This is a genomic window from Kitasatospora sp. NPDC088779, from assembly GCF_040685395.1.
Classification (GTDB): domain Bacteria; phylum Actinomycetota; class Actinomycetes; order Streptomycetales; family Streptomycetaceae; genus Kitasatospora.
In genome coordinates this window covers 73610-82326 of the sequence record NZ_JBFBHW010000025.1, presented here as the reverse complement: position 1 = coordinate 82326, position 8717 = coordinate 73610, and the positions used below count along the sequence as shown (strand labels likewise).

Here is an 8717-nt window from a genome sequence, read left to right as displayed (position 1 = left end):
CACCGACGACCACCCGCCGCTGAACCCCCTGCTGTCAGACCACCGCGCAAGACCACCGCTGGAAACCCGACAACGACGAAGGAGTACGACATGGACGAGAACACCCGCTACCAGGTGCTGCGCAACGACGAGGAGCAGTACTCCCTCTGGCCGGTCGACCTCGACGTGCCCGCCGGCTGGCAGCCCGTCGGCCAGGAGGGCACCGAGGCGGAGTGCACCGCCTACGTCGACGAGGTGTGGACCGACATGCGGCCGCGGAGCCTGCGCGAGCGCATGGAGAGCGCCGGATCCTGACCGGTCGCAGCACTTCCGTCCCACGACAACCCCGAGGAGCTGACCGTGACCCCTTCGCTGCGCACCGAACACCTGGAGTTCATCCCCTACCGGGCCGAGGACGAGGACGCCTTCGTCTCCCTCCTCCGCAACGCTGACGTGTGCAGCTGGATGGGCCAGGACCTGGTGCCCGAGCCGCAGATCCGCGCGCTGTTCCGCGCGATCCTGACCGACGTGTACCCGCAGCGGATCTTCGACGTGTGGGGCCTGTGGCTGGACGGGAGGTACGCGGGCCACGCCGAGGTGAAGAAGACCGGGAACGTCGACGGCCACGAGCTGGTCACCGCCCTCGCCCCGGAGTTCTGGGGCCGGGGCCTGGGCACCGAGGTGGTCCGCGGACTGATCCGTTACGCCGCCGACGAGTTGGGGCTCAAGGAGGTCTACGGCATGGTGGGTGCGGAGAACGCCCCGAGCCTGGCGATGTGTCGACGGCTGGGCTTCCGGCACCTGCGCGACGTCCTCGGGGACGACGGCTCGGTGACGAAGGTGGTGGCGCTCTCGACGACCGGCCAGGCCTGACCGGGCCCGGCCGGGTGCGGCCCGGCCCGCGGCGCGTCCGGTCGCGCCGCGGGCCGCTGACGTGCACGCCCGCTCAGCGGGCCGGTACCGCTCCGTTCGGCGCTCCCGCCGCGCTGCGGCCCAGCAGCAGGGCGAGGTCGTCGGCCTGGCAGCGGATCTCCGGGATGGCGGTCGTCTCCAGCAGGTTGCCGCGCCGCAGCGAGCCCAGCGTCCACAGCGGCGCCGGAGCCCGGCCGCCCGCGGGGAGGAGCCGGCCGTCGGCGGCGGTGTCGAAGCCGCCGCCGACGGGGGCGGGGGAGCCGAGGCCGGTGGTGAGCAGGTCGGTGATCAGCGGGTCGTCGACCCGGGTGAGTTCGGCCTCGGAGCCGGTGCAGTTCAGCACCGCCCCCACCCGCAGCGCGCGGCCGTCGTCCAGCCGGACGTCGATGACCTCGCCGACCTCGCCGGGGCCGTCCGCGGTGGTCTTGGCATCGGCCACGGTGCCCCGGCCGATGCTGACCAGGCCCGCGTCGACGGCGGTGCGCAGGGCCCTGGCGCTGACCGGCGGGATCCGGTGGCGGTGGGTCTCCCAGAGCCGGAGGTCCCGGGCCAGCAGCCGGGCCTGGTCGGCGGGTGAGAGCTGCTGCCACAGGGCGCTGGTGAGGGGGCGGAGGCTGTCGACCCCGGCCCGCCAGTCGCCGTGGACGCGGCGGCAGCGGGCGATCTGGCACAGTACCGCCCGGCGCAGCGCGGGCAGCCCCGCACGGGCGTCGAGCTGCGGGACGGCCGGTGCGGCCGGGGTGGTGAGCGGGGTGGCGGCGTGCGGTCGGGGGACCAGGCCGTGCCGGGACAGGGCGTGGACGACGCGTCCGGGGCGTTGCAGGCTGAGCGCCATGTCGACCATGGTCAGGCCGGTGCCGACGAGCAGGACGTCGCGGTCCTCGGGGACGGCCGCGAGGGCGCCGGGTGCCCAGGGGTCGGCCAGGAACCGCCCGGAGTCGCGCAGCGCCGGCGGTGCCCAGGCTTGGCCGGGTGCGAAGTTGCCCAGGGCCAGCACCGCCGCGTCGACGTCGAGCGGTGGCCCGTCGTGCAGCCACAGGCGCAGCGGCGGGGTGGTCGCCCGGGGCCGGTGGGTGAGGGCGACGACGCGGTCGGGCACTCGGACCAGGTCGGGGGTGCCGGGGCCGGAGGCAGCCGCTGCCAGGCTCTCGGCGAGGTAGCGGCCGAAGAGGCGCCGGGGGACGAAGTCGTGCTCGCCGCCGCGGTCGCCGAGCCAGCGCACGAAGTGGCCGGGGTCGTCCCGGTGGGCGCTCATCCGGCCGGCCGGGACGTTCAGCAGGTGGTGCGGCGCGTCGGTACCGAACGCCAGCCCCGGGCCTGCGGGCCCGGGGTCGATGAGCCAGATCCGGGCCGGTGCGGGTCTCCCGGCGGCCGCGTGGTGGAGCAGGCGCAGCGCCGTGAGGGTGCCGGCGGCGCCTGCGCCCACCACGGCGATCTCGTGCGGGGTCCTGCTCTGGTTCACGGCGGCCGCGTCGGACGCAGCGGGAGACGTCATGCGGCCAACATCGAGCCGATCGCGCCGCCGCGTCCAACGACGGTTCATAGGCCCCTCGCCAAGCAGGACTTATGGCCCGGTGGCGCGGTGGTGCGTCGACCTGGGGCAGGGCGAAGGTCACGTAGGGTCCCGGGTTCGACACGTTCCGTCCCATAAGGAGAGTTTGGGGCGCTCGGCCGCCCGTCGCCCGGCCCCTGGTTAGAGGGTGCCACGAAAGCTGTTGACCTCTTACGGGGATTCGCGTTATAACTTCTAACGAACGCGCAAGCATCTATCGCGTGCGGGGCTGCCGCAGCCTCGCACGCAGCCCGACAGGCAACGCCCGCCCACCAACTGACACTCGATCAAGGGGAATCCCATGTCCGGCACCCGCAGCACCGGCGTCCGCGCCGCCCTGTTCGCCGTCCCGCTCGTCGTCAGCCTCCTCGGCACCGCGGCCGCGCCCGCCGGGGCCGCCACCTCGCACCCCGGCACCTCCCTGACCTGCCGCGGCCAGGGCGTCGATCCCCGGGCCCAGGTCCGCTACCGGGCCGAGACGGTGGTCCACGCGCCGCTGCACACCATCTGGAAGCTGCAGACCGACGTGGAGCGCTGGCCGTCCTGGCAGGGCCCCGTCGCGAGCGCGGAGCGCCTCGACCACGGCCGCCTGCGCCCGGGTTCGGCGTTCCGGTGGACGACCCCGCTCCCGCCCAACCCCGCGACCACCGCCACCAGCCTGGACATCACCTCGACCGTCCAGCAGCTCAAGCGGGAGTCCTGCATCCGCTGGACGGGCCCCGCCGTCGCCGAAGGGCTGCACATCGACGGCGTCCACGTGTGGAACTTCACCGAGGTCAAGGGCGGCGTCCGGGTGAGCACCGAGGAGACCCACACCGGGCCCCAGGTCGACGCGGACGTTCCCACCGCGACCGGGATCCTGCGCCAGGGCCTCGACGGGTGGCTGCACGACCTGAAGACCACCGCCGAGGTCATCGCCGGGGCCGACGCCGACCGGGGCTAACCGGAGAGGGCTTCGAGGGCGGCCCGGGCGGCGTTGTGGCCGGGGATGCCGCTGACTCCGCCGCCGCGGACGGCGCCCGCGCCGCACAGCAGGACGTTCGGGTGGGCCGTCGCCACGCCCCAGCGGGCGGCGGGGCCGTCCACGGGCCCGGTCGCGAACGGGAAGGAGAGGTCCCGGTGGAAGATGTGGCCGCCGGGCAGGCCGATCTCCCGTTCCAGGTCGAGCGGGGTCCTGGCCTCCACACAGGGCCGGCCGGTGGCGTCCGGCGCGAGGCAGTCGGCGATCGGTTCGGCCAGCACCTCGTCCAGTTGGGCCAGACTGGCCGCCAGGGCGCGCTCCTTGGCGGCCGGGTCGGTGAACAGCCGTGCGGGCATGTGCAGGCCGAACAGGGTCAGCGTCTGGAGGCCCTGGCGGACGGCTTCGGGGCCCAGGATGGTGGGGTCGGTGAAGGTGTGGCAGTAGATCTCCGACGGGGGCGCGGAGGGCATCCGGCCGGCCGCCGCCTCGGCGTAGGCGGTCTCCAACTGCCGGTAGCCCTCGGCGATGTGGAAGGTGCCCGCGAAGGCCTCCCGGGGGTCCGCGCCGGTGTCCCGGAGCCGCGGCAGCCGGCGCAGCACCAGGTTGACCTTCAGCTGGGCGCCCTCGGGCGCCGGCCCGGGTTCCTCGCCGAGGAGGCGGGCCAGGGTGGCCGGGGCGGCGTTGACCAGCACCCGGCGGCCCGCCGCCGTGGCCTCGCCGTTTTGGTGACGGTACGTCACCTCGGCGTCGCCGTGGCCGTCGGTGGCGATGGCGGTGACCTCGCACCCGGTACGGATCTCCGCGCCGGCGGCCAGGGCCGCCTCGGCCAGCGCGTCCGTCACCGCGCCCATGCCGCCGACCGGGACGTCCCAGTCGCCCGTCCCGTTGCCGATCACGTGGTAGAGGAAGCAGCGGTTCTGCCGGAGCGAGGGGTCGTGGGCGTGGGTGAAGGTACCGATCAGTGCGTCCGTCAGGGCGATCCCGCGGACCAGGTCGTCGCTGAAGGTCCGTTCGATCGTCTCGCCCAGCGGCCGTTCGAACAGGGCGGTCCAGGCGGCGTCGTCGGCGATCCGCCGGCGCAGTTCGGCGCGTGCGGGCAGCGGCTCGGTGAGGGTCGGGAAGACCCGTCGGGCGACCTGTCCGGTCATGCCGTAGAAGCGCTGCCAGGCCTCCCACTCCCGGTCGGTTCCGGTGAGCGCCCGGAACGCCTCCCCGGTCCGGCCGGGGTCGGCGGCGTCCACCAGCAGGCCGGTGGGCTTCCCGTCCCGGACGGTGGGCGTGTACGAGGCGATCCGGCGGCGCCGCAGGTCGAGCCGCAGGCCCAGCTCCTGGACGATCTTCCGCGGCAGCAGGCTGACCAGGTAGGAGTAGCGCGACAGCCGGGCGTCCACGCCGGGGAACGCCCGGGTGGAGACGGCGGCCCCGCCGACCCGGGGCAGCCGTTCGAGCAGCAGGACCCGGCGTCCGGCCCGGGCGAGGTAGGCGGCGGCCACCAGCCCGTTGTGGCCGCCGCCGACGATCACGGCGTCGTACCGGGCGGGGGTGGACGGGTTCGCGTTCACCCCCGCCACGCTACGGGACGGGGGCGGGCCGGGGAATGCCCCGGACACAGCGGCTCCGGAACGCCGCAGCGCCCCCTCGCGGCGGTTCGCGAGGGGGCCCTGCGGCGTCCGGCCGGTCAGCGGCCGCCGTGGATCAGTTCGACGGAGAAGCCGTGGTCGGTGGCGACGGCGGGCGTCCTGACCTGGGTGACCCCGGTCGCGGCGTCGTAGTACCAGCCCGAGGCGGCCGAGTCGAGCGCCGCCGCGGAGTCCAGCCGGGGCAGCGGTCCGCCCTGCGTGACGACCAGGCGCGGGGCGGGCTTGCCGTGCACGGTGAAGCGGTACCCCCGCTCGGCCGGCTTGCCGGTGTAACTCCCCACGCTGGCACCGACCTTGACCACGGTGACCGGCCCGTGGGCGCGGACGTCCACCCGCTGGGTGGCCGAGGCGCCGGCGGCGAAGCCGCGGGTGACGCCGTCGTCCTCGTACAGGGTGTAGGAGGAGTCGCCCTGCGGGTAGAGGTCGTAGTCGAGCCGGGTGCGGTCCCGGTTCTCCCAGGACAGCGTGCCCTCGGGCCACATCGGCACGATCGAGCCGCCCTTGACGAACAGCGGCAGGGTGTCCAGCGGCGCGGAGTAGCCGTTGACCGTGGTGGGGCCCTGGTAGGTGCGCCCGGTCCAGTAGTCGGTCCAGGTGCCCTTGGGCAGGTAGATGCCGTCGCGCACCGAGGTGTCCGAGTAGACCGGTGCGACGAGGAAGTCCGGCCCGGCCAGGAACTCGTACCTGGCGTTCGGGCCGAGGGTCGCCGGGTCGTCCGGGTACTCCAGGGCGAGCGGACGCACCGCGCCGACGCCCGTCCTGGTGGCCTCCGCCGACAGCGTGTACATGTACGGCAGCAGCCGCTCCTTCAGCTGGAGGTACTTGCGGTTGATCGAGGTGTAGGGCTCGCCGTCCAGCCAGGGCTGCTGGTCGCGCTGCTCCTTGCCGGCCATGTCCCTGGCCCAGCCGTCCATGGTCATGATGGCCGGGAGGAAGGACTTCCACTGGAGGTCGCGGGTGTACATCTTCGGGTCGCGGCGGTAGATGGAGCCGACGTCGCCGGTGTTGTAGGCGATGCCGGACATGGTGGCGCCGGCGTAGGTGGGGATCTGCCAGCGGATGTAGTCCCAGGACAGGCTCTGGTCGCCGCTCCACAGGACGCCGCAGCGCTGGGCGCCGGCCCAGGAGACGGGCAGCCAGACGAAGCCGCGGGCGTCGCTGCCGTCCTCGATGCCGGCCTTGGCCTGGTCGCAGGCGTTCAGCGCGAAGTCGTAGCCGTTGCCGACCCAGGCGACGTCGAGCTTGCGCACCAGGGCGCCGGCCTTGACCTCGGCGGCCTGGTCGGGCAGGCCGTTCTGGGTCCAGAGTCCGAGCTGGGCGTGGTCCTTGCGCAGGCCCTCGCCGGTCTGGGCGAGGTTCTCGTAGCCGCAGCCGTAGCCGTCGTTGACGAGCATCCAGCCGAGCGGCATCTGGTTCCGCACGTAGCCGTCGGCGACCTTGAGCGCGTCGGTGGTGTGGCGTTCGCCGCGGTTGGCGTTGTGCAGGTAGCAGTCGGAGTCGCCGGGCTCCAGGCCGTAGACGGGCGGCATGAAGGGCTTGCCGACCAGGGTGGTGTACTTGCCGATCACCGACTTGACGTCACCGGTGAAGTAGTAGGCGTCCAGGCGCCGTTCCTGCTGTCCGGTGCGCACGGGCGAGCCGAAGTCGTAGCTGCCCGGGGCGAAGGTGTTGCGGAAGACGCCGTAGCCGGCGGTGGAGATGTAGAACGGCTGCGAGTTGTTGTAGCCGCCCTCGTTCCAGTTGGTGCTGTTGGCGACGTGGACGGTCTTGTCCCGGTGGGAGAAGGAGCCGTTCTGCTCGCCGCCGCCGAAGAACTGCTCGTCGGCGCCGCGGACCAGGCTCTGCCGCAGCCCGCTGGTGGACCAGCGCAGCGGGGCGTCCTCCTGCCAGACGGCGGTGCGGTTGTCGGCCTTGTACAGGCCGAACCTCAGGGGGTGCTTGTAGACCCGCAGCACCTGGTCCTTGGAGCGGATGCCGTAGTAGTCGCCGGCGTCGAACGACGAGGTGCCGCGCTGGAGTTCGGGCTGCTTGCGGATGATCGTGCTGCCGGCCGGGTCGGTGAGCACGCCGTCCGGGGCGGCGCGCAGCCGCAACTGGTCGTCGGCGAGGAAGTCGACCTTGGCCTTGAGGGTGCCGGCGGCGATGTCGTAGCTGCCCTGGCCGCCGGAGAAGGAGGTGAGGTCTCCCGCGTCGGCGGTCTGCGGCAGGTAGGCGCGGCCGGTGAAGGAGCCGCCGTGCACGTCGTAGGGGACGACCAGGACGTGGTACGTGCCCGAGGCCTTCGGGATGACGGTCGCCTCGGGGTTGGCGGTGCCCGCGCTCTCGGCGACCTCCTTGCCGTTGGCGTCGTAGACGTAGAGGTCGAAGTCGTCGGTGGGGTTCTGCCACTGGATCGAGAGCGGGACGCCGCCCTCGGGGTTGTCGTCCCAGTAGCCGGCGGGCGCGTCGACGGTCAGGTCGAAGCGGCCGCAGACCGTGCCGTCCGGGTCCTGGGCGGCGGACGGGCAGGAGGCGGCGCCGCCGAGGGTGCCCTTGGCGTACGTGGGGCTCTGCCAGGTGGTGCTCTGGTGGCCGCCGTCGAGGACGGCGGAGCCGGGGGTGGCGGCGCGGGCCGGCAGGGCGGGCCCGGCCACGGCGGCGATGCTGGTGAGGGCCACGGTGAGGGCGGCCCGGCGGAGGCGAGGTCGTACCAAGCGCACGGTGTGTTCTCCCGTCGGATGAGCAAGAGATGTTCACTTACTGCGCGAAGCTGCTTGAACATGGGGGAATACAAGCAACATTCACAGTTGTGGCCGGTCCATGTCAATGGCGGGGTCACCGTTCCCGACACCCCGGACGGCCGGGGCTACTTGACCGATCCGGCGGTCAGCCCGGAGACCACGTGGCGCTCGATGACGGCGAACAGCACCACGACCGGCACGATCGCGACCACCGATCCGGCGAACAGGTAGTTCCACTCCACGGTGTAGTTGCCGATGAACCCGTTGATGCCGACGGTCAGCGGCTGGCTCTCCGGGGCCGTCGACAGGGTCAGGCCCATCACGAACTCGTTCCAGGCGGAGATGAAGGTGAAGATCACCGCGGTGACCACGCCGGGCATGGCCAGCGGCAGCACCACCCGGCGCAGCGCCCCGAGCCGGCCGAGGCCGTCGAGCAGCGCGGCCTCCTCCAACTCGACCGGGATCGAGCCGATGTAGGCGGTGAGGATCCAGACGGCGAAGGCCAGGTTGAAGGCGGCGTTGCAGAGGATCAGCGTCCAGACCGAGTTGAGCATGTCCAGCTGGTAGAACTCGCGGTAGAGGCCCACCAGCAGCGAGGTCGGCTGGAACATCTGGGTGACCAGGACGAGCAGCAGGAAGAGCTTGCGGCCCCGGTACCTGAACCGCGCGGTGCAGTACGCGGCGGGCAGCGCGACCAGCAGCGCGAGCACGGTGGAGCCCCCGGCGACCAGCAGGGTGACCTTGAGATTGGCGCCGAGCGTCGACTCGCGCCAGACGTCGACGAAGTTGGACCAGGCGGGGTGGCGCGGCAGGTAGCCCGCGTCGCGCAGTTCGTCGGCGGGGCGCAGCGCGGTGACGGCCATCTCCAGGTACGGGAGCAGGAAGACCGCCGCCAGCAGCCAGGCCGCCGCCGCCATGACCAGGGCGCGCGGGCGGATCCGGTGCGCGGGCGG

7 protein-coding genes are annotated in these 8717 nt (G+C 73.1%); 3 read left to right on the top strand and 4 right to left on the bottom strand.

Annotated elements, in window-relative coordinates:
* Window positions 1–90 precede the first annotated feature (90 nt).
* A complete protein-coding gene (locus AB0P03_RS23575) occupies window positions 91–294 on the top strand; it encodes an MbtH family NRPS accessory protein (RefSeq protein ID WP_363586612.1) in 204 nt (67 codons plus the stop codon).
* A gap of 45 nt (window positions 295–339) precedes the next feature.
* The gene (locus tag AB0P03_RS23570; RefSeq protein ID WP_363586611.1) at window positions 340–852 is read left to right on the top strand and encodes a GNAT family N-acetyltransferase; all 513 of its coding nucleotides are present in this window, start codon (window positions 340–342) and stop codon (window positions 850–852) included.
* Between the two features lie 73 nt (window positions 853–925).
* Here AB0P03_RS23570 and AB0P03_RS23565 read toward each other — a convergent pair whose 3' ends face one another.
* Window positions 926–2386 carry an FAD/NAD(P)-binding protein gene (locus AB0P03_RS23565; protein WP_363630603.1) on the bottom strand — a complete coding sequence of 487 codons (1461 nt, stop codon included), beginning with the start codon at window positions 2384–2386 and terminating at the stop codon, window positions 926–928.
* Window positions 2387–2744: 358 nt separating this feature from the next.
* Between AB0P03_RS23565 and AB0P03_RS23560 the strand changes: the two genes are divergently transcribed.
* Window positions 2745–3386 (top strand): SRPBCC family protein, encoded by a 642-nt coding sequence (locus AB0P03_RS23560; RefSeq protein ID WP_363586609.1) that lies wholly within the window; start codon window positions 2745–2747, stop codon window positions 3384–3386.
* Here AB0P03_RS23560 and AB0P03_RS23555 read toward each other — a convergent pair.
* The 3 genes from AB0P03_RS23555 to AB0P03_RS23545 all read right to left on the bottom strand — a co-directional run bounded on the left by AB0P03_RS23555 (window position 3383) and on the right by AB0P03_RS23545 (window position 8681).
* Window positions 3383–4966 (bottom strand): NAD(P)/FAD-dependent oxidoreductase, encoded by a 1584-nt coding sequence (locus AB0P03_RS23555; RefSeq protein WP_363630601.1) that lies wholly within the window; start codon window positions 4964–4966, stop codon window positions 3383–3385. The genes AB0P03_RS23560 and AB0P03_RS23555 overlap by 4 nt on opposite strands.
* 116 nt (window positions 4967–5082) lie before the next feature.
* Window positions 5083–7743 (bottom strand): TIM-barrel domain-containing protein, encoded by a 2661-nt coding sequence (locus AB0P03_RS23550; protein ID WP_363630599.1) that lies wholly within the window; start codon window positions 7741–7743, stop codon window positions 5083–5085.
* Window positions 7744–7889: 146 nt separating this feature from the next.
* Window positions 7890–8681, bottom strand: a complete 792-nt coding sequence (locus AB0P03_RS23545; RefSeq protein WP_363630614.1) for a carbohydrate ABC transporter permease — start codon at window positions 8679–8681, stop codon at window positions 7890–7892.
* Window positions 8682–8717: the final 36 nt, after the last annotated feature.

Coding starts and splice junctions, on each gene's coding strand:
- AB0P03_RS23560 (WP_363586609.1), top strand. CDS start 2,745: ATGTCCGGCACCCGCAGCACCGGCGTCCGCGCCGCCCTGTTCGCCGTC.
- AB0P03_RS23575 (WP_363586612.1), top strand. CDS start 91: ATGGACGAGAACACCCGCTACCAGGTGCTGCGCAACGACGAGGAGCAG.
- AB0P03_RS23545 (WP_363630614.1), bottom strand. CDS start 8,681: ATGGCGGCGGCGGCCTGGCTGCTGGCGGCGGTCTTCCTGCTCCCGTAC.
- AB0P03_RS23565 (WP_363630603.1), bottom strand. CDS start 2,386: ATGACGTCTCCCGCTGCGTCCGACGCGGCCGCCGTGAACCAGAGCAGG.